This is a genomic window from Thiocapsa bogorovii (genome assembly GCF_021228795.1).
In the GTDB taxonomy this organism is placed as follows: Bacteria; Pseudomonadota; Gammaproteobacteria; order Chromatiales; family Chromatiaceae; genus Thiocapsa; species Thiocapsa bogorovii.
Map to the genome: position 1 here is coordinate 2,798,548 of NZ_CP089309.1, position 19,678 is coordinate 2,818,225.

At 63.2% G+C, this 19,678-nt stretch carries 20 protein-coding genes; 5 read left to right on the forward strand and 15 right to left on the reverse strand.

What is annotated here, in order from left to right; all coding sequences use genetic code 11:
• Positions 1-134: 134 nt before the first annotated feature.
• The 10 genes from atpA to mnmG all read right to left on the reverse strand — a co-directional run bounded on the left by atpA (position 135) and on the right by mnmG (position 8,802).
• Positions 135-1,676: a F0F1 ATP synthase subunit alpha gene (gene atpA / locus LT988_RS12665; protein ID WP_232410479.1), complete on the reverse strand. Its 1,542-nt coding sequence runs from the start codon at positions 1,674-1,676 to the stop codon at positions 135-137.
• A 13-nt stretch (positions 1,677-1,689) separates the two neighbouring features.
• Positions 1,690-2,229: a F0F1 ATP synthase subunit delta gene (locus LT988_RS12670; RefSeq protein WP_007193475.1), complete on the reverse strand. Its 540-nt coding sequence runs from the start codon at positions 2,227-2,229 to the stop codon at positions 1,690-1,692.
• Between the two features lie 9 nt (positions 2,230-2,238).
• Complete coding sequence (locus LT988_RS12675; RefSeq protein ID WP_232410480.1) at positions 2,239-2,709, reverse strand: F0F1 ATP synthase subunit B; 471 nt, start codon at positions 2,707-2,709, stop codon at positions 2,239-2,241.
• Between the two features lie 81 nt (positions 2,710-2,790).
• Positions 2,791-3,042, reverse strand: a complete 252-nt coding sequence (atpE, locus tag LT988_RS12680) for a F0F1 ATP synthase subunit C (protein ID WP_007193473.1) — start codon at positions 3,040-3,042, stop codon at positions 2,791-2,793.
• A gap of 43 nt (positions 3,043-3,085) precedes the next feature.
• Positions 3,086-3,955, reverse strand: a complete 870-nt coding sequence (gene atpB / locus LT988_RS12685; protein WP_232410481.1) for a F0F1 ATP synthase subunit A — start codon at positions 3,953-3,955, stop codon at positions 3,086-3,088.
• Positions 3,956-3,965: 10 nt separating this feature from the next.
• Positions 3,966-4,346: an ATP synthase subunit I gene (locus LT988_RS12690; RefSeq protein ID WP_232410482.1), complete on the reverse strand. Its 381-nt coding sequence runs from the start codon at positions 4,344-4,346 to the stop codon at positions 3,966-3,968.
• A gap of 179 nt (positions 4,347-4,525) precedes the next feature.
• Positions 4,526-5,455 (reverse strand): ParB/RepB/Spo0J family partition protein, encoded by a 930-nt coding sequence (locus tag LT988_RS12695; RefSeq protein WP_232410483.1) that lies wholly within the window; start codon positions 5,453-5,455, stop codon positions 4,526-4,528.
• A gap of 11 nt (positions 5,456-5,466) precedes the next feature.
• A complete protein-coding gene (locus LT988_RS12700) occupies positions 5,467-6,255 on the reverse strand; it encodes a ParA family protein (protein ID WP_232410575.1) in 789 nt (262 codons plus the stop codon).
• Between the two features lie 7 nt (positions 6,256-6,262).
• Complete coding sequence (gene rsmG, locus LT988_RS12705; RefSeq protein ID WP_232410484.1) at positions 6,263-6,928, reverse strand: 16S rRNA (guanine(527)-N(7))-methyltransferase RsmG; 666 nt, start codon at positions 6,926-6,928, stop codon at positions 6,263-6,265.
• Positions 6,928-8,802, reverse strand: coding sequence for a tRNA uridine-5-carboxymethylaminomethyl(34) synthesis enzyme MnmG (gene mnmG / locus LT988_RS12710; protein ID WP_232410485.1), 1,875 nt, complete (start codon positions 8,800-8,802; stop codon positions 6,928-6,930). Before mnmG ends, rsmG begins: the two co-directional genes overlap by 1 nt.
• 62 nt (positions 8,803-8,864) lie before the next feature.
• Between mnmG and LT988_RS12715 the strand changes: the two genes are divergently transcribed.
• From LT988_RS12715 to LT988_RS12725, 3 genes are all read left to right on the forward strand, one after another.
• Positions 8,865-9,818, forward strand: a complete 954-nt coding sequence (locus tag LT988_RS12715) for an AAA family ATPase (protein WP_232410486.1) — start codon at positions 8,865-8,867, stop codon at positions 9,816-9,818.
• Positions 9,819-9,928: 110 nt separating this feature from the next.
• Positions 9,929-10,924, forward strand: a complete 996-nt coding sequence (locus LT988_RS12720; RefSeq protein ID WP_232410487.1) for a DUF58 domain-containing protein — start codon at positions 9,929-9,931, stop codon at positions 10,922-10,924.
• The gene (locus LT988_RS12725; protein WP_232410488.1) at positions 10,887-12,905 is read left to right on the forward strand and encodes a transglutaminase TgpA family protein; all 2,019 of its coding nucleotides are present in this window, start codon (positions 10,887-10,889) and stop codon (positions 12,903-12,905) included. Before LT988_RS12720 ends, LT988_RS12725 begins: the two co-directional genes overlap by 38 nt.
• A 51-nt stretch (positions 12,906-12,956) precedes the next feature.
• Here the strand turns inward: LT988_RS12725 and mnmE are convergent, their stop codons facing one another.
• From mnmE to rpmH, 5 genes are read right to left on the reverse strand one after another with little or no spacing between them, the layout of a single operon-like run.
• Entirely contained in the window at positions 12,957-14,297 is a 1,341-nt protein-coding gene (mnmE, locus tag LT988_RS12730; RefSeq protein WP_232410489.1) for a tRNA uridine-5-carboxymethylaminomethyl(34) synthesis GTPase MnmE, read from the reverse strand.
• 20 nt (positions 14,298-14,317) lie between these two features.
• Complete coding sequence (gene yidC, locus LT988_RS12735) at positions 14,318-16,012, reverse strand: membrane protein insertase YidC (protein WP_232410490.1); 1,695 nt, start codon at positions 16,010-16,012, stop codon at positions 14,318-14,320.
• Positions 16,005-16,241: a membrane protein insertion efficiency factor YidD gene (yidD, locus tag LT988_RS12740; protein WP_007193461.1), complete on the reverse strand. Its 237-nt coding sequence runs from the start codon at positions 16,239-16,241 to the stop codon at positions 16,005-16,007. The genes yidC and yidD overlap by 8 nt, the downstream gene beginning before the upstream one ends.
• Entirely contained in the window at positions 16,226-16,624 is a 399-nt protein-coding gene (gene rnpA / locus LT988_RS12745; protein WP_269752144.1) for a ribonuclease P protein component, read from the reverse strand. The genes yidD and rnpA overlap by 16 nt, the downstream gene beginning before the upstream one ends.
• On the reverse strand, positions 16,621-16,755 hold the full coding sequence (gene rpmH / locus LT988_RS12750) for a 50S ribosomal protein L34 (protein ID WP_007193460.1): 135 nt from the start codon (positions 16,753-16,755) through the stop codon (positions 16,621-16,623). Before rpmH ends, rnpA begins: the two co-directional genes overlap by 4 nt.
• A 283-nt stretch (positions 16,756-17,038) precedes the next feature.
• Between rpmH and dnaA the strand changes: the two genes are divergently transcribed.
• Positions 17,039-18,379: a chromosomal replication initiator protein DnaA gene (gene dnaA, locus LT988_RS12755; protein WP_232410577.1), complete on the forward strand. Its 1,341-nt coding sequence runs from the start codon at positions 17,039-17,041 to the stop codon at positions 18,377-18,379.
• Between the two features lie 191 nt (positions 18,380-18,570).
• On the forward strand, positions 18,571-19,671 hold the full coding sequence (gene dnaN, locus LT988_RS12760) for a DNA polymerase III subunit beta (protein WP_232410491.1): 1,101 nt from the start codon (positions 18,571-18,573) through the stop codon (positions 19,669-19,671).
• The last annotated feature ends 7 nt before the right edge of the window (positions 19,672-19,678 follow it).

The window sequence follows — 19,678 nt, forward strand, 5'->3', positions numbered from 1 at the left end:
TTCGCTCCCGGCCTTCGGCGACCAGCCTCCGACGCGAGCGCCGGGGTGGTGAAGGTTCGATACTTGTCAAAACGCACAACGCCAACTGGGCCGGCCCTCGGTGAGAGGCCGGCCGCTGATGGCCGGCGGCTGCCTTACCAGGTGTTGTTGGCTTTGAAGGCCTTGATGGCCTCGTGCATCGCGGTCTGGATCTCCGCGGTGTAATCGCCGGTGGTATCGATCTGCTCGATCAAGGCCGCCTGAGCGGATTTCATGTAGCTCTGCATCGCCTGCTCGAAGTCGACGATCTTCTTGACGTCGACGTCGTCGAGGTAGCCTTCGTTGGCCGCGAAGAGCGACACCGCCATCTGACCGACGCTCATGGGCGAGTATTGGAACTGCTTCATGAGCTCCGTCACGCGCTCGCCACGCTGCAATTGCTTGCGGGTCGCCTCGTCGAGGTCGGATGCGAACTGCGAGAAGGCCGCGAGCTCGCGATACTGGGCGAGTGCGAGACGAATACCGCCGCCGAGCTTCTTGATGATCTTCGTCTGGGCCGCGCCGCCGACACGCGATACCGACAGACCGGCATTGATGGCGGGGCGGATACCGGCGTTGAAGAGGTCGGTCTCGAGGAAGATCTGACCGTCCGTGATCGAGATCACGTTGGTCGGAACGAAGGCCGACACGTCGCCGGCCTGGGTCTCGATGATCGGCAGCGCGGTCAGCGAACCGGTCTTGCCTTTCACGGCCCCGCCGGTGGCCTGCTCCACGTAGTGTGCATTGACGCGCGCGGCGCGCTCGAGCAAACGGGAGTGGAGATAGAAAACGTCGCCGGGATAGGCTTCGCGGCCCGGGGGACGACGCAGCAACAGCGAGACCTGGCGATAGGCCCAGGCCTGCTTGGTCAGGTCGTCGTAGACGATCAGGGCGTCTTCGCCTTTGTCGCGGAAATACTCGCCCATGGTGCAGCCGGCATAGGGCGCGATGAACTGCATCGCGGCCGATTCAGCGGCGGCGGCGGCGACAATGATGGTGTGATCCATCGCGCCGTGCTCTTCGAGCTTGCGCACCAGCGAGGCAATCGAGGAATTCTTCTGCCCGACGGCCACATAGATACACTTAACGCCGGTGCCTTTCTGGTTGATGATGGCATCGATGGCGACAGCGGTCTTGCCGGTCTGGCGGTCGCCGATGATCAGCTCGCGCTGGCCTCGACCGACCGGAACCATGGCGTCGATGGCCTTCAGACCGGTTTGAACCGGCTCGTCGACCGACTGACGGGCGATAACACCGGGGGCGACCTTCTCGATGGGAGAGGTGCCCGAGGCCTGGATCGGACCTTTGCCGTCAATCGGGGAGCCTAGAGCATCGACCACGCGTCCGAGCAGCCCCTCGCCAACCGGCACTTCCAGGACGCGTCCCGTGCAGCGGACCCAGTCGCCCTCGGACAAGTGGGTGTACTCGCCCAAGACGACCGCGCCGACCGAATCGCGCTCTAGGTTCAAGGCAAGCCCGAAGGCGTCGCCGGGGAACTCCAGCATCTCGTAGTACTTGGCGTCCGAGAGACCGTGCACACGCACGATACCGTCGGTCAAGCTGACGATGGTGCCTTCGGTCCGCGCCTCGGTCTTGAGATCGAGCTTCTCGATCTTTTGTTTGATGAGATCGCTGATCTCGGAAGGATTCAGTTGCATGGCGGTGTCCCGTTCAGAATTGCAATGCGTGAGCCAGTTGCTTGAGCTTGCCGCGGACCGAGTCGTCGATGACGAGGTCCCCGGCGCGAATCTCGATCCCGCCGATCAGAGCGCTGTCGGTCTCGACGGTGACCTCGACCTGCCCGCCGAAGCGTTTCGCAAGTGCTGCGGAGACCGCCGCCTGCTCGGACTCGCTGACGTCGAAGGCGCTGCGAATCAGCACGTGGCGTACGCCCTGGTCGGCGGTCCGGCTCGCCTCGAACAGCCGTGCGATCTCGGGCAACGCCGCAAGCCTGGCGTTCTCGGTCAGCAACCCCAGGAGATTGGATGCCTCGGGCGGGAGATCATCACCGCAAACCTCGAGGATGATGTCGCGGATGCGCTCGCGGGGCACGTTCGGGTTGGCGATCTGCTCGGCCATCTGGGGATCGCCCACGACGGCCGAGAGCATCTCGAGAGCTTGCGACCAGGCGTCCAACTGACCGACCTCTTTCGCGCGCTCGAACACGGCCTCTGCGTAAGGCCGCGCGATGGTGGTGATGTCTCCGGCCATGGGTGGTCCCTAAAGCTGCTTGGCGAACGATTCGACGAGGCCCTTGTGTGCCTTGATGTCGATCTCCTTGTGGAGGATCTTCTCGGCGGCGGCGACGGCAAGCGTGGCGACCCGCTCGCGTAGCTCCTCGCGGGCACGGTTGGTCTCCCGGTCGATCTCGGCTTGTGCGGCAGCGACGACGCGGCCGCTTTCGCTGCGCGCGTCCGCCTTGGCCTCCTCGACGATCTCGGTTGCCCGCTTCTGAGCCTGCGCGACGATATCGGCGGCGGCAGCCTTGGCATCCTTGATGAGCGCGAGGGCGCGCTGCTCGCCGAGCGCCTTCTCTTGATGCCCGCGCTCTGCCGCGGCGAGGCCCTCGGCGATCTTCGCCTTACGCTCCGCCAGAGCCGTGACGATCGGCGGCCAGATAAACTTCATACAGAACCCGACGAACACCGCGAAGGCGATCATCTGGGCAAACAGGGTCAGATTGATATTCATAGCGTTGCCTCGTGCCTATGCCTCATACCGCGTCCGGGAGTAGTGACGATAGCCTCGACCCCGGCGGAAGTGGGATGGGTGTCAGGCAGCGAACATCACGAACAGACCCATGGCGATCGCGATGACCGGCAACGCATCGACCAGACCCATCACGATGAAGAACTGGGTACGCAGCATCGGGATCAGCTCCGGCTGACGGGCGGCACCTTCGAGGAAGCGACCGCCCAAGATTCCGATACCGACGCCGGCGCCGACCGCGCCGAGACCCAACATCAAGCCTGCACCGATGAACTTGATGACGTCGGCGAACAGGTTAGCGACTTCGAGTTCCATGATTCTCTCCAGTAATTGACGGTGTTAGAGCAGAAAAAGCGGGTTAGTGATGCTCCTGGTGAGCCATGTCGAGATAGACGATGGTCAACACCATGAAGATGAACGCCTGCAGCGTGATGATGAGGATATGGAAGACAGCCCAAACGAACTGCAGCATTCCACCGGTGATGTTCAGCACCATACTGCCGCCGTAGAGTAGCGCAATCAGAATGAAGATCATCTCGCCTGCATACATGTTTCCGAACAGACGCAGTGCCAGGGAAAGCGGCTTCGAGAGGAGGCTGATGCCTTCGAGCAGCAGGTTGGCGGGCATTCCCCACTTGCCGAACGGCTGCATCGTCAGCTCGCTCGCGAAGCCTCCGACGCCCTTCATCTTGACGCTGTAATAGAGCACGAGACCGAAGACCACCAGTGCCATCCCGAAGGTCGCATTCGGATCTGTCGTCGGCACGACACGCAGGAAGACGTGATGCGGATCGGCACCGAATAGCGACATGAACTGCCCGAAGAGATAGGGGATCAGATCGACCGGGATCAGGTCCATCAGGTTCATCAGGAAGACCCAAGCGAAGATCGTCAGGGCCAGAGGGCCAACCATGGGATTCTTCGCGGTGAATGAGCCGCGGACGTTCTCTTCGACGAAATCGACGATCCACTCGACGAAATTCTGTGCTCCGCCCGGCACGCCGGCGGTCATCTGCTCGGCCACACGCCGGAAGAACCGAATGAAAAGGTATCCGAGGAGGATCGAGAAGAACATGGTGTCGACGTTGATCGCCCAGAATCCCATCTCGGCAGCCTCGGCACTCGAGTGCGCGAAACCGAAGCCATGCTCGGGATGAACGCCGAGCGTCAGGTTCGTGAGATGGTGCTGGATATAAGCCTGGGAGGTGAGCGTTTCGGAAGCAGCCATCGATCGTCTCTCACTTCGTGGTTCGTTCGGGCGTTTGAGCCGCAATCAGGGTCGGGATGACCTGGACCGCGAGATATGCGCCAAGCAACACCGGGAGGTTAAGGTCGTCCAGGGTCACGAAGGCGATCGTGAACAAGCCTAGAATCAACACGATCTTCAGGATCTCGGCACCGTAAATGCGCATGACCAAGCGCGCGGGCTCCCGGGCGCGATAACCGCGAAAGACCAGGGCCGCGAACAAGGCATTGGCCACCAGGCAAGAGCCGGCCCCGACAAGGGCCGAGACGGTAACCGAGACGCCGAACGGGAGGGCGAAAACCACCAGGGCCAAGCCAAGGAGACTCTGGAGTTTCAGGACCCTTTTGGCCTGGAGCGTGTCCGGCTGATGCATCAGATCGTCGTGGTTTGGTTGAGCACACCGCTCACCGGCGCGCAGTATAAGGGGTCGCGCATATAGGGTCAACGCGATGTCGGCAATTCCGGCCGCGGCTGGTAGCGATCCTCATGATTGAATAAGGCAATAGCGCCGTCCGGCGGCCCGTTCGGGTCTCAAGACATTCCGGAAGCGAATCACTTGATGTGGGCCAGGATTCCGTCGAGCTCCTCAAGGCTGTTGTAGGCGATCACTAGTTTTCCCGCGCCGCGATTGCCTTGCTGGATTCGGACCCGTGCGCCCAGCTTGTCGGTCAAGTCGGTCTGAAGCCTTCGGATATTGGGGTCGAGATCGGATTTGTGCTCCGATGTCGCGAGCGCCTCGCCGGATTGCTGCATCCGGCGCACCAAGCGCTCCGTCTCGCGCACCGAGAGACCGCCGCGCACGACCTGAGCAGCGGTCGCGCTTTGATCATGACCCCGCAGACCGAGAAGGGCTCGGGCATGGCCCATCTCCAGCAGACCCTTTTCCAAGAAGTCCCGGACGTCCGAGTTGAGATCCAGCAGACGCAGCAGGTTGGTCACCATCGAGCGCGACTTGCCCAGCGCATCGGCGATCTGTTGGTGGGTCAGACTGAATTCCTTGAGCAAACGCTCCAGCGCTCCGGCCTCTTCCAGCGGATTGAGATCGGCACGCTGGATATTCTCGATGAGTCCGATCGCGAGCGCCGCCTGCTCGTCGACCTCGCGAACCACGACCGGGATTTCGGCAAGACCGGCCTGCTGACAGGCCCGCCAGCGCCGCTCCCCGGCAATGATCTCGTAGGTCTCCCCGGCAAGCGGGCGGACCACGATCGGCTGGATGACGCCTTGGGCGAGGATTGAATCGGAGAGCTCGCGCAAGGCATCCGGGTCGAAGTCGTGACGGGGCTGGTAGCGTCCGGGCCGGATGCACTCCACGGGAAGGCGCGTGATCTTCTCGCCCGTCTTGTCGCTGACCATGGGGACAGAAGATTCGTCCTCCGGGCTCGATACCGCGACCACCGGCGCGCGGGCGGCACCGAGCAAGGCATCGAGACCTCGACCCAAACCTTTTTTCTTCGGCGGTAATTTTTGCTCGCTATCCATACTCAACTGCCTCAAGCCGCAGACTTGCGCGTCTCGCGACGACGCAGCAGCTCGCTGGCGAGCGCAAGATAGGCCACGGCGCCCTTGGACGCCGGATCATAGAGCAAGGCAGGCAGACCGTGACTCGGCGCCTCGGCTAGGCGCACGTTGCGCGGGATGATGGTGCGATAGACCTGATCCTTGAAATGGGTGACGAGCTGGGTCGAGACCTGATTGGCGAGGTTGTTGCGCGGGTCGTGCATGGTCCGCAAGATCCCCTCCACGCGGAGCCCCGGATTCCGGTTGGCGCGAATCTGCTCGATCGTGTTCATCAAGGCGGAGAGGCCCTCCAACGCGTAATACTCGCACTGAATCGGAATCAGGACACCCCCGGCCGCGACCAAAGCGTTGACCGTGAGCATGTTGAGCGACGGGGGACAGTCGACGATGACCAGCTCGTAGTCCTGGAGCGCATCGGCCAGCACCCGCGCGAAACGCCGCTCGCGATCCGGCGAGTCGATCAACCCGATCTCTGCCGCAGTCAGATCGCCGTTGGCCGGCAGCAGATCGAAGCCCGGCGAGGGGTCATCGACGCGGCATAGACAGTCGGTCAAGGCGATGTCGCCGAGCAACAGATCGCAGGTCGAGTTGAGAAGGGTGTGCTTGTCGACGCCGCAGCCCATGGTTGCATTGCCCTGCGGATCGAGGTCGACCAACAAGACGCGCCGCTTGAGCGAGGCCAGCGACGCGGCCAGATTCACCGCGGTCGTGGTCTTGCCGACGCCGCCCTTCTGGTTGGCAATGGCGATGATGTTGGCCATAGGCGACTCAGTCACTCCGGAGCTCGATCAGGTGGCGCTCGACGTCGAGGAAGGGGATGCGCAGCGGGTGGACGAATAAGCACCCGTCCGACAGGTCTTGCAAGCGCGCGACGTCGTCGAGGTCGCGCCCCTTCATGAGAAGCAATCGGCCCGGACGCGCCAGCAGATCCCGGTGAGCGGCACCGAGAAGATCGGCGGCCGCGACGGCACGACTCACTATGGTACTGAAGTTTCGGCCCGGCCGGTATGTCTCGATCCGAGCATGGACCGCCTCGACGTTGTGGAGCCGCAGCTCGAGGACGGCTTGGCGGACGAATCTGAGCTTCTTCTGATTGCTGTCGAGCAGCCAGAAGCGCCGCTGCGGCTCGACGATCGCCAAGGGTAAGCCGGGCAAACCGGCGCCCGTGCCGAGGTCCAAGATGCTGTCGCCGAACAGAAAGGGCGTGACCGCGAGGCTGTCGAGCAGATGTTTGGCGACCATCTCGAACGGATCACGCACGGCGGTCAGGTTGTAGGCCCGGTTCCAGCGCCCCAAAAGCGCAATCAGACGCAGCAGGCGGTCGTGCGCAGCGCCGTCCAGTGCGACACCCAGCCGGGCTGCACCTGTGGACAGCCGCTCGGACAGGTCCGATGCGGATGCACCTTCGCGTGCCGCAAGCGGTGCCGTCGACATCAGGCGCAGCGCCGCTTGAGGTGAATCAGCAGGAGCGACACCGCCGCCGGGGTCACGCCGGGGATGCGTGCAGCCTGCCCGACGGTATGGGGCCGGACCCGGTTGAGTTTCTCGCGCACCTCGGTCGAAAGGCCCCGGACCTGATCGAAGTCGAAATCCTCCGGCAGCGCTCGCGCGTCTTGATCACGATGACGCTCGATCTCGTCGCGTTGGCGTTCGATGTAACCCTGATAGCGTGCCTGGATCTCCAGCTGCTCGGTGACCTCGGCCGCCAGAGGCTCGGGCGGATCCCCGGCAAGTGCAGCGACCCCGGCATAGCCGACGTTCGGGCGGGCGAGCAGGTCGGAGGCGCGGACCTCGCGCCGCAGCGGCTCGCCGAGGATGCGTTCGGTGAGCGCCTGATCGACCCGCTCGGGACGCACGAAGGTCTCGCGCAGCCGCTGGCGCTCTCGCTCGATCGCCTCGCGCTTGGCCTCGAAACGACGCCATTGCTCGTTGCCGACCAGGCCGAGCCGTCGGCCCGACTCGGTCAGGCGCAGGTCGGCATTGTCTTCGCGGAGCATCAATCGATACTCCGCGCGGCTGGTGAACATCCGGTAGGGCTCGGCCGTCCCGCGCGTGATGAGATCGTCGACCATGACGCCGAGATAGGCCTCGTCGCGCCGCGGCAGCCAGGGATCGCGCCCCTGCACCTGGAGCGCCGCGTTGACCCCGGCCAGCAGGCCCTGGGCCGCAGCCTCCTCGTAGCCGGTCGTCCCGTTGATCTGACCGGCGAAGTAGAGCCCCTGGAGATGGCGGGTCTCCAACGAGGGCTTCAGATCGCGCGGATCGAAGAAGTCGTACTCGATCGCATAGCCCGGGCGGGTAATATGGGCCTTCTCGAATCCGACGATCGAGCGCACCAGGGCCTGTTGGATATCGAAAGGCAGGCTGGTCGAGATGCCGTTGGGATAGACCTCATGGGTCTCGAGCCCCTCGGGTTCAACGAAGATCTGATGCGACGTCTTTTCCGCGAAACGCACCACCTTGTCCTCGATCGACGGACAATAGCGCGGACCGACACCGGCGATGACACCGGTGTAGAGCGGCGAGCGCGAGAGGCCCGAATGGATGATGTCGTGGGTGCGCGCGTTGGTGTGGGTGATATAACAGCTCACTTGGCGCGGATGGTCGCTCGCGTTCCCCATGTAGGAAAATACCGGCACGGGCTCGTCGCCGGGTTGCTCGGCCAGGCGTGCGAAATCGATGCTCCGGCCGTCGATGCGCGGCGGCGTTCCCGTCTTGAGCCGCTCGACGCGAAACGGCAGCTCGCGCAGGCGCCGCGAGAGGGCATTCGACGGTGGATCGCCGGCCCGTCCGCCCTCATAGTTCGAGAGTCCGATATGGATGCGTCCGCCCAGGAAGGTTCCGACCGTGAGCACGACTGTATGCGCCCGAAAGCGCAACCCCATCTGAGTCTCGACGCCGGCCACCCGGTCCTGCTCGATCAAGAGGTCTTCGACCGACTGTTGGAAGAGCGTAAGGTCGGGCTGGTTCTCGACCGCCGAGCGTACCGCCGCCTTGTAGAGGATCCGGTCGGCCTGAGCACGGGTCGCGCGCACCGCCGGACCTTTGCTGGCGTTGAGGATTCGGAACTGGATACCGCCGCGATCCGCCGCACGGGCCATCAACCCGCCCAGGGCATCGATCTCCTTGACCAAATGGCCCTTGCCGATTCCGCCGATAGCCGGGTTACAGCTCATCTGGCCGACCGTTTCGATATTCTGGGTCAGGAGGAGGGTGCGCTGGCCACATCGGGCAGCCGCAAGTGCCGCTTCGGTGCCCGCATGACCACCACCCACCACCACCACGTCGTAAGGATCGCCGACCATCATGAAGGGAAACCCAAGTCTATGAGACCACGCAGTTTACCCCAGATGCCCGCAAGGACACCCCTATGTCGACGCATCTGAAGCGGCGCATCCCGAGCGACTCGGCTATTCTCGGGGAGCGCGTGCTCGAGGCCGCGCGGGCCGTCATTCTCGGTAAAGACCGCGAGCTGCGGCTTGCCTTGGCCTGCCTGATGGCGCGCGGTCATCTCTTGATCGAGGATGTGCCGGGTGTGGGCAAGACCACCTTGGCGCATCTGCTCGCACGCCTGCTCGGTCTGGAGTACGCCCGCATCCAGTTCACGAGCGACCTGCTGCCGGCGGACGTGATCGGGGTGTCGGTCTACGACCGGGCGGCCGAGTCTTTTCGCTTTCATCCCGGGCCCGTCTTCTCCCAGCTTGTACTCGCCGACGAGATCAATCGCGCCACGCCCAAGGCGCAAAGCGCGCTTCTGGAGGCGATGGAGGAGCGCCAGGTGACGGTCGAGGGTGAAACCAGACCTTTGCCCGAGCCCTTCTTCGTGATCGCGACCCAAAACCCGCTGTTTCAGGTCGGCACCTTTCCGTTGCCCGAGTCCCAGTTGGATCGGTTCCTGATGCGGATCCGGCTCGGCTATCCGGCGGCCGAGCAGGAGAAGGCGCTGCTGGCGGGCGAGGACCGCCGCACCATGGTCGCACGCCAACAGCCGGCCCTGACAGGCGAGCAGTTGATCGCGTTGCAGCAGCGGGTGGTCGAGGTCCACGCGGCGCCCGCCATCATCGAATACGTCCATGCAATTCTTGCGCTTACGCGCAGCAGCGAACGGTTTCTGCACGGACTCTCGCCGCGCGCCGGGCTCGGCATGCTGCGCGCGGCGAAGGCGTGGGCGCTCCTTGCGGACCGCGACTACGTGATCCCGGAAGATATCCAGGCGATCCTGCCCTCCTGCGTCGTGCATCGACTCGTCGCGTCCGAGTACGGGGGGCGGCTCGACGAGGAGACGGTGGCAAGCGCGATCCTGGATCACGTCGCGCTCGCCTAAGCGGCGTCCGGCGGGAACCCGAACATCGCGAGCAGGCGCGACCGCTGGATCGACCCGATTCCGTCGGCGTTGATACCGCTTAAGCGAGGATTTATTGGGTGAGGGGACGCATGTTCGACGCGATGCGGTTGAAGCGGTGGCAACTGAGTCATTTGTTTCGCCGAGTGGTGCGTGGGGGCGACGGGGTTGCGCGGGTCGGACGCCGTCAGATCTATATCCTGCCGACGGGGAACGGGCTGCGTTTCGCCGGAGTGCTCTTCGTCATGCTGCTCGGTTCGCTCAATTACCAGAACAACCTGGGGCTGCTCTTTACCTTCTTTCTCGCCTCCGTCGCCCTCGTGGCCATGCACCACACCTGGTTCAACCTGCTCGGGCTTTCGGTTCAGGCCCGCGGCGGCCCGCCCGTCTTCGTCGGGGACGATGCCACCTTCGAGGTTGTCGTCGGAACCAACGGGACGCGGGCACGCTTCGACATCGGGATTCCGACGGGCGAGACGCGTCATCAGTCGATCGCGATCCTCGGTGGGGACTGCGGCACGATCCGCATCGCTCGACCGGCACTCCGACGCGGCCTGTCGACGCTCGACGAGGTGACGGTCGAAACGCGCTACCCGCTGCACCTCTTTCGGGCCTGGTGTTATGTCCAGACCGATGCGACGACCTTGGTCTATCCGAAACCGGCGCAAGTAGCGCCCGAGCCCGGATCCGCTGCCGGCGACACCGAGCCGCGTCGCCGGCAAGGTCCCGAGGGGATGGAGGATTATCTCGGTCCGCGGCCTTATCGAGACAGCGATTCACCCAGGCAGATCGACTGGAAGGCGTACGCGCGCGAGCGCGGGCTCGTCGTGAAGCAATTCGGAGGGGACCAAGGCCAAGAGGTCTGGATCGATTGGGCCGCATTGACCGCGGCGGACCCGGAAACCAGGATCAGCGTGCTCGCCCGCCAGGTCCTCGATGCCGGCGAAGCCCAAGTCCGGTTCGGGCTGCGACTGCCCGGTCTCGAAGAGACCCCGGGACGAGGTGCCGGTCATCTTCAACGTTGCCTGACACATCTGGCGCTCTACGATCATGTCCAAACGAACGATCCCCTCCAACGAGCGGCCTGAGCGGGCCCAGATCCTCGGGATCACGCTTGTCCTGATCGCGGCCTATCTCCCGCTCGCGTGGCATCTTGCGCTTCAAATCAGCGCCTTTGTCGGGCTGCTCTTCGCGATCCGTCTTGCCTCGCTGCGCTGGCCCGTGGTCGTGCCGGGAACTTGGCCGTTGGCGGCCTTGACCCTGATCGGCGTCGCCAACGCGGCGGTGACCTATCAGGGCTGGTCGGGGCAGAACGCCGGAACGGCGCTCTTTGCCTCCATGCTGGCGCTCAAGCTCATGGAGCTGCGCCGCAAATCGGATATCCGTCTGGTCGCGACCCTGATCGGGTTTCTCGTCGTGGTTGAGTTCCTGTTCGACCAGTCGCCTTGGTTGGTGCTCTATCTGGCTGCCGTAGTGCTGGGGGCCATCGCCCTGCTTGTCGATCTGAACGGCGGACTCGGGGACGCACGTCGGCGCGGTGCATTTGCGGTCGCCGTCAGGCTCTCGCTCCAGGCGCTTCCGTTGACTCTCATTCTGTTTTTGTTGTTTCCGCGTTTGAGTGCCCCGCTGTGGAATCTGGGCCTGGATCCGAGCAAGGCCTCGACCGGGATCTCGGACAGCCTCGAGCCGGGCGCGATCAGCGAGTTGGTGCTCAACGGCGAGCTGGCGTTTCGCGTGCGTTTCGACGGCACGCCGCCCGCTTCCGATCAGCTCTACTGGCGCGGTCCCGTCCTCTGGGAGACGAACGGACGGCGGTGGTCGGCGGGGGAGGGTGTCGCCAAAGGCGCTCCGGCTAGACTCGTGGAGGCGGGACGCTCGATCGACTACGAGGTGACCTTGGAACCGACCGATCAGCGCTGGCTCTTCGCCCTGGACATGCCGGACAGCGTCCCGGACGGAGCCTTTATCAGTGCCGACCACCAATTGATCGCACGCCAGGTCGTGAGCACGGTCAAGCGCTATGAGGTGACCTCCGCGCTCGACTACCGGACCGCATTTTCCGATCCAGCGCGCCGTGCCGCCGGACTGCAGGTCCCGGACAACGTGACGCCGAGGATGCGCCGCCTGGTCGAGGATTGGCAGCGCCGCTCGAACGACGATTGGGCGCTGGTCCAGTCCGGGCTGCAATTCTTCAACCGCGAATCCTTCCATTACACCCTAATGCCGCCGCGCCTCGGCGCGAATCCAACCGACGAGTTCCTGTTCGAGACCCAACGTGGATTCTGCGAGCACTACGCCAGTAGCTTTGCCGTCTTGATGCGCATGGCCGGCATCCCCTCGCGAATTGTCCTCGGCTATCTCGGGGGCGAACTCAACCGCGTCGGCGGCTATCACATGGTCTGGCAGTCCGACGCCCACGCCTGGGTCGAGGTGTTGATCGACGGGCGCGGCTGGGTACGCGTCGATCCCACCGCCGCCGTCGATCCCTCGCGCGTCGACAACAGCGGGGCCTCGCGGATGCTCGGGGCCGGCCCGTCGGTGCGCTTCACCCTGGAGCAAGCCGACGCCATCGCGCGTTTCGTGCGCGATATGCGGCTCTTCGCCGATAGCCTGGACGCCGCCTGGCAGGATTGGGTGCTGGGCTTCTCGGTCGAGGACCAACTGGCGCTGCTCCAACGGCTGCGGCTAGGAGAGCTGCGCGAATACGGGTTGGTCGGTCTGATGCTTGCCGCACTCGGGCTGACCCTCGGGATCCTGGTGCTCGCCTCGATCCGCGAACGCAAACCTCTCGAGCCGCTTCAAGCCGAATATGGCCGTTTTTGCAGACGCCTCGAAAAAATCGGCCTCGGCCGTCTCCCCCACGAGGGGCCGATGGACTATGCCGGGCGGGTCGTCGCACAACGTCCGGATCTCGCCCCGACGGTCGAGCGCTTCATGGATATCTATATCCCCGCGCAGTACGGGCCGGGAGATCCGCGTGATGCGCTCGCACCACTCGCCGACGTACTGGGCACCTTTCGGCCTCAGTCGACTCGCCAAACGCCCGGACTGTTCCGGCGATCCCGATAGGAACGCGGGGTAACCGACTGGTCGGCGTAGGTCGCCCGAGCAGCGCTTCGTCTACTTTCCAATACAGAATGTGGAGAAGATGCGTCCCAAGAGATCCTCGGAGGTGAAACGCCCGGTGATCTCGCCGAATGCATGCTGAGCTTGCAGAAGATCATCCGCCACAAGCTCGGCGCCGGCTCCTTGCTCAAGGGCGCGCTGTGCGGATGCGAGATGGTCGAGACCGAGGCGCAGGGCGCCGAGATGGCGACGACGCGCAACGAAGGCACCTTCGGTGGAGCCGCCAAGGCCCGCGCGATCCCTCAGATGCGCGCGCAGCAGGTCGAGGCCTGCACCGGTCTTGACGGAAAGGCTGATCTGCGGACCTGTCTCAAGCTCCGCGATACCGGGCGAGAGACCGCGAAGGTCGATCTTATTGCGCACCCGGGTCACCGGGACCTGTTGCGGTAGGCTTTCGGGTGCCGGGGTATCCTCCGCTCCGGCGTCGGCATCATGGACCCAGAGAACGAGGTCCGCTTGGTCGAGCTCGGCGCGCGCGCGGCGCACGCCCTCGCGCTCGATCGGATCCTCGGTCCGGCGCAGACCAGCCGTATCCACGATACGGATCGGGAGCCCGTCGACCTGGATGTCGAGCTTCAAAAGATCGCGCGTGGTGCCCGGGATCGGTGTGACAATCGCCGCATCCTGACCGGACAACGCATTGAGTAAACTCGATTTACCGGCGTTCGGGGGACCCGCGATCACGACCGCGAGGCCCTCCCGAATGACCTGACCTTGGCGCGCTGAGCCCATGACCTCGCGGGTCTCGTCGATCATCGCCCGAAGATCCTCGGAAATCCCGAGATCGGTCGCAAGATCCAACTCCTCGTCGGGAAAATCGAGGGTCGCTTCGATGTAGGTCCGCATCCGGACGAGACGCTCGATGAGGTCATCGACCCGTCGCGAGAAGACGCCTTGGAGGCTGCGACCGGCGAGTCGAACCGCGAGTGCGGTGGAGCTCTCGATCAGGTCGGCGACGGCCTCCGCTTGGGCAAGATCGAGCTTACCGTTCAGGAAGGCGCGCTCCGAGAACTCACCGGGGCGAGCGAGCCGTGCCCCGAGGTGCAAACAGCGTTGCAGGAGCAGGTCCATGACGACCGGACCGCCGTGGCCCTGAAGCTCGAGGACATCCTCTCCCGTAAAGGAGGCCGGCGCCGAGAAATAGAGGGCGATGCCTTCGTCGATGAAGTTTCCGTGCGCATCGCGGAAGGTCGCGAAGGTGGCCTGCCTGGGAGAGGGTAACTTCCCGAGCACGGCCTCCGCGATGGACGCGACGCGAGCACCGCTGATCCTCACGATCCCGACCCCGCCCATTCCGGACGGGGTCGCCAGTGCGACGATGGTCTCCGTGGCCATGACGGCCTCGGCGCCTCGGCCTAGCGCTTGTGTTTGACCGAGGCCGCCTGTTTCTCGATCGTCCGCGTGATGTGCCACTGCTGTGCGATGGACAGCAGATTGTTGACCGTCCAGTAGAGAACGAGTCCCGACGGGAAGAAGGCGAAGAAGACCGTGAAGACGAACGGCAAGGCCATCATGATCTTCGCCTGCATCGGATCCGGCGGCGGCGGATTCAACTTCATCTGCACGAACATGGAGACACCCATGATCAGCGGCAGAATGAAATAGGGATCCGGCGCCGAGAGGTTGTCGAGCCACAGCATGAAGGGCGCATTGCGAAGCTCGACACTCTCGAGCAACACCCAGTAGAGCGAGATGAAGACCGGGATCTGGATCAAGATCGGCAAACAGCCGCCGAGTGGGTTGATCTTCTCGGTCTTGTACATCTCCATCATGGCTTGATTCAGGCGCTGCTTGTCGTCGCCGTAACGATCCTTCAAGGCCTGCAGTCGCGGCGCGAGCTGACGCATGTTGGCCATCGACTTGTAGCTGGTCTCGGAGAGCTTGTAGAAGGCCAGCTTGATCAGGATGGTGAGGAAGATGATCGACCAACCCCAGTTTCCGATAAGCGCGTGGATCTTGCTCAGCACCCAGAAAATGGGCTGCGCAATCACGGTCAGCCAGCCGTAGTCGACCGCCAGCTCCAGCCCCGGTGCCACGCTTGCAAGTTTGTCTTGGAGCTTCGGGCCCACAAAGAGATGGTTCTCGAAGACGTGGGTCCCACCGGGAGCGATGCTGACCGCGGGTGAGTATTTGCCGATGATGTAGCGCGAGTCGGCGAGGACGTTCGTATAGAAGGTCTCGAGCACGCCCGCCGGAGGAATCCAAGCCGCCAAGAAGTAGTGCTGCATCATCGCGATCCAACCATCGGCGACGCCGCGGTCAAGCTTGCCTTTGCGCATGTCGTCGAACGACACCTTCTTGTACTTGTCCTCCGGGCTGTAATACACGGCACCCGTGTAGGTGTGAACGAAGCGGGATTCGTTCGGATCGATCAGATCGGTGCGCTGAAGCTGGTTGTACTGGCGAGCGACGAGGGGGGCGTCCGTGGCGTTGGTGATCGACTGACTTGCGCGGATCACGTAGCTACCGCGCTCGAAGCTGTAGCGCTTGCGGACCTCGATACCGGCGTCGTTCACCCAAAAGAGGTCGACATCGAGCGTGTCGTCGTCCGCGCCGAGGCTGTAGAGGGTCTGAGAACTTTGAAAGATGGCCTCGTGCGTCGGCAGCAAGGCCGGATCCTCACCCAACAGACCGGACTGGGCGACGAACATGTTGGGCGGAACCGGCTTGAGCAGCTGGAAGGGATCGTCCGGGCGCTCGGCAACCGTCGCGTAATCCAACAGCCACGCCGCGGAAACGGTCCCCCCCCGCGGAGAGATCTCGACGTGAAACACGTCCGTTTCGATGCGGATCGGAGCCTCGGTCGGCACCGCCTGAGCATCGGCCGAGGACATAGCCGGAGCGAGAGACTCTGGAGTCGTCGCGACCTGCGGGACATCCGGCGCCGCGGAGGAAGAGGCGGAGGAGGAGGAGGGTGCATCGACCGTCAGACCGCGCTCCTGCGCAACCTGAGGCTGAACCGGGCGCCCGTAGTCTTCCATCCAGGCCGAGTAGATGAGAAACACCACGGCGGCCAGGGCGAAAAACAGGATTAAACGCTGGTTATCCATGAGAGCAGGTCTGCCTTTCGGTTGGGACTGGATCGAAGCCGCCTTCGTGCCACGGGTGACAGCGCGATACCCGGCGCATTGCCAGATACCCGCCGCGAAGGAGTCCGTGGCGCTCGATTGCCTCGACGGCGTAATGCGAGCAGGAGGGATGGAACCGGCAATGCGGCCCGAGGAGCGGACTGATGCCGTACTGATAAGCGCGGATCAGGGCGATCAAGATTCGACGCATGGTTGTTTCTCGATGGTATCCCAGGCGCGGGCGAGGGTGGCGAACAAGCGCGGGCTGGGCATGGTCGGTGCGCCCGACACACACAGCACAACGATATCCCAGCCTTGGAGGCGCGAGCGGTTGAGCCTGAAGCTTTCGCGGACGATCCGTTTCAAACGTGCTCGGTCAACCGCGCGGCGCGCACACTTCTTGGCGATCGCGAGTCCGAGTCGAGGATGCCCCAAGCGGTTCTCGCGATACAGCACGAGAAAACCGGCGCCTCTGCAGCGCCGTGGTTCGGCAAAAACGTCACGAAACTGTCGGGAAAGGGTCAGTCGACAGGTCCGCGGAAAGGTCTGCTCGGACTCCGCGGGCGTCTCGGTGCGATTCTTCGGAAGGTTCAGGTCGCCAGGCGCACGCGACCCTTGGCGCGGCGTGCATTCAGGACCTTTCGGCCGTTCTTCGTCGCGCTGCGGGCGCGGAAACCATGGGTGCGCGCGCGCTTGAGGCGGCTGGGTTGGAAGGTGCGTTTCATGCTCGGTGCTCCGGAAGTCTCGTCGTCCGGGACTCGACTGAGCCCCGCCTTAAAAGGCGCGGAAACATAAGCAATTTCCGTCTGAAAGTCAATGCCGTTCGGGTTCGGGGCACGGAACCACCGGTTGTGGATAAGTCTCGTCCGGGAGGCTAGACTGCTGCCTCACCGGACCGGCGAGAGCCCGGCGGGGGCAATCTCCCGACCGATCGTCGCAGCCATCGACACGGCCGGAGCGATCGGCGGCCTTGCTCGACACCAACTAGCGGTTTTTGGGGAGTCCACCGTGGGAGTATGGGAACAGTGTGTCAGACAACTAAAAGGAGAGTTGACCTCGGCTGAGTTCAACACCTGGATCCTGCCGCTGCAGGCTCGGGTGGACGAGGGCCGGTTGCAGTTGTTCGCACCGAATCGGTTTGTGCTGGACTGGACGCGCCAGCACTACGAGGGTCGTCTACTCGATCTTTGCCGGTCCTACAGCGATGGCGCGATCGGAAGGCTGAGCTTTGAGGTCGGGGGCTTGGAGTCCGAATCGGGTGCTGCGGCCGCGCAGAGTACCGCCGCCGTTCCCGTCGACGCGGATGGCGAGCTTACCGCCAGACGGGCGAGTGCCAACCTGAACGCGGATTTTACGTTCGACAGTTTCGTCGAGGGGAAATCAAACCAGCTCGCGCGGGCGGCGTCGATCCAGATCGGGCAGAATCCGGGCACGGCGTATAACCCGCTCTTCATCTACGGCGGGGTCGGCCTCGGCAAAACACATCTGATGCACGCCGTCGGCAACATCGTCCTCGCCACCAACCCGAACGCCCGGGTTGTCTATCTGCACTCGGAACGCTTCGTTGCGGAGATGATCAAGGCGCTTCAGCACAATCGGATCGACGAGTTCAAGAAGACCTACAGGTCCGTAAACGCCTTGCTGATCGACGATGTGCAGTTCTTTGCCGGAAAAGAGCGCTCTCAGGAGGAGTTCTTTCACACCTTCAACGCGCTGTTCGAGTCGCGCCAGCAGATCGTCCTCTCCAGTGACCGCTTCCCGAAGGAGGTCGTTGGCCTCGAAGAGCGTCTGAAGTCACGGTTCGGTTGGGGACTGACGGTGTCGATCGAGCCGCCCGACCTCGAAACAAGCGTTGCGATCCTGCACAGTAAGGCCAGCCTTTGGGGAGTGGATCTCCCGGAGGATGTTGCGTTTTTCGTCGGGCGGCGGATTCGCTCGAACATCCGAGAACTTGAAGGGGCGTTGCGGCGCCTCGTCGCGAACGCTCAGTTCACCGGCAAGCCCATCAGCATGGAACTGGCAAAACATGCGCTTCGGGATATGTTGGCCGCACAGGACAAACAGGTCAGTATCGAAAACATCCAGAAGACGGTGGCCGAGTATTTCAAGCTCCGGACTTCCGACATGATTTCGGCGAAACGAAGTCGCTCGATCGCACGCCCGCGACAGATCGCAATGGCGCTCGCGAAGGAGCTGACGAAGCATAGTCTCCCGGAAATCGGTCGAGCGTTCGGGGGCCGCGATCACACGACCGTCCTTCACGCCACTCGGACCATCAAAAACCTTCGCGACAGCGACGCATCGATCGAAGAGGATTACAAAAACCTGTTGAGAACTCTGACCTCATAGCTGTGGATAACGTGTTCACGGAAAACGCACGCAGTTGAAGGCGAGATTTATGCACAGGCTGCCCAGAGGTTGTGCCGGCCATAAGCCAGGTTGACGTGACTGTTTCGTAACGGATTGTGGGTTGCCGCACACTCATGCACAGGCCTTATTACTACAGGTTTTTTAAGTTTCTTAAGTATTAGGAGATCACGATGGAGCTCGTCGTCAACCGTGAAAGTCTATTGCCTGTGCTCAGCAAGGTCGTCGGCGTCGTAGAACGTCGACAAACTCTTCCGATCCTCGGGAACCTGTTGTTGTCGGCGTGCGATGACCGGGTCGACATCTGCGGAACGGATCTGGAAGTGGAGGTCAGAACGAGTTGTAGCGCGTCAGTTCCTCAAGAAGGGGAGACCACGCTGCCTGCGAGAAAGTTGATGGATATTTGTCGGAACCTAGCCGAAGGCACGGAGATCCGGTTTCGACTGAACAAGGAGCGTTGCGTCGTCACCGCTGGACGTGGTCGGTTTACGCTCGGGGTGCTGCCGGCGGCAGACTTCCCCTTGATGGACGCGGAGATCGATGGGGCGGATGTTAAGGTTCCCGAGGGTGTCCTGCGACAGCTTCTCGACAAGACGTCCTTCGCAATGGCCCAGCAGGATGTTCGCTATTACCTGAACGGTCTGCTGGTGGAGTGGGATCGCTCGGGGATTACGGCTGTCGGGACCGACGGGCATCGGCTGGCCAAGTTTCATCGAAGCCTGGATCTGGATCTTTCGGAGCGCGTTCAGGTCATCGTGCCGAGCAAGACGATCCTTGAGCTTCGTCGCCAACTCTCATCCACTGACGAGCCGGTCTCGGTTTCGGTTGGGTCGAGGAGTATTCGTCTGGCGGTCGGCGGGATGGTGATGACATCGAAGCTGGTCGATGGTCGTTACCCGGAATACGAACGGGTCATTCCGCGGGAGCTCGGCAAGGTTGCTCGGGTCAGCAACGATGCGCTCAAGCGAGCTTTGGCACGGACCTCGATTCTGTCGAACGAGAAGTACCGGGGTGTTCGATTGGCGTTCGAGGATGGCGTCCTGAGGCTTCAGGCGCACAATCCCGAGCAGGAAGAGGCGGAGGAGGAGATTGAGCTCGACTACAACGGGGAGTCCGTTGCCATCGGTTTCAACGTGGCTTACCTATCGGACGTTTTGGGGGCAGTCGAGGGTAGTGAGATCGAGGTCCGATTCAGCGATGCAGGGAGCAGTTCGGTGTGGCGCGGCGTCGGCGCCGAGGATGAAACGTATGTCGTTATGCCGATGCGTCTGTGATCGTAGG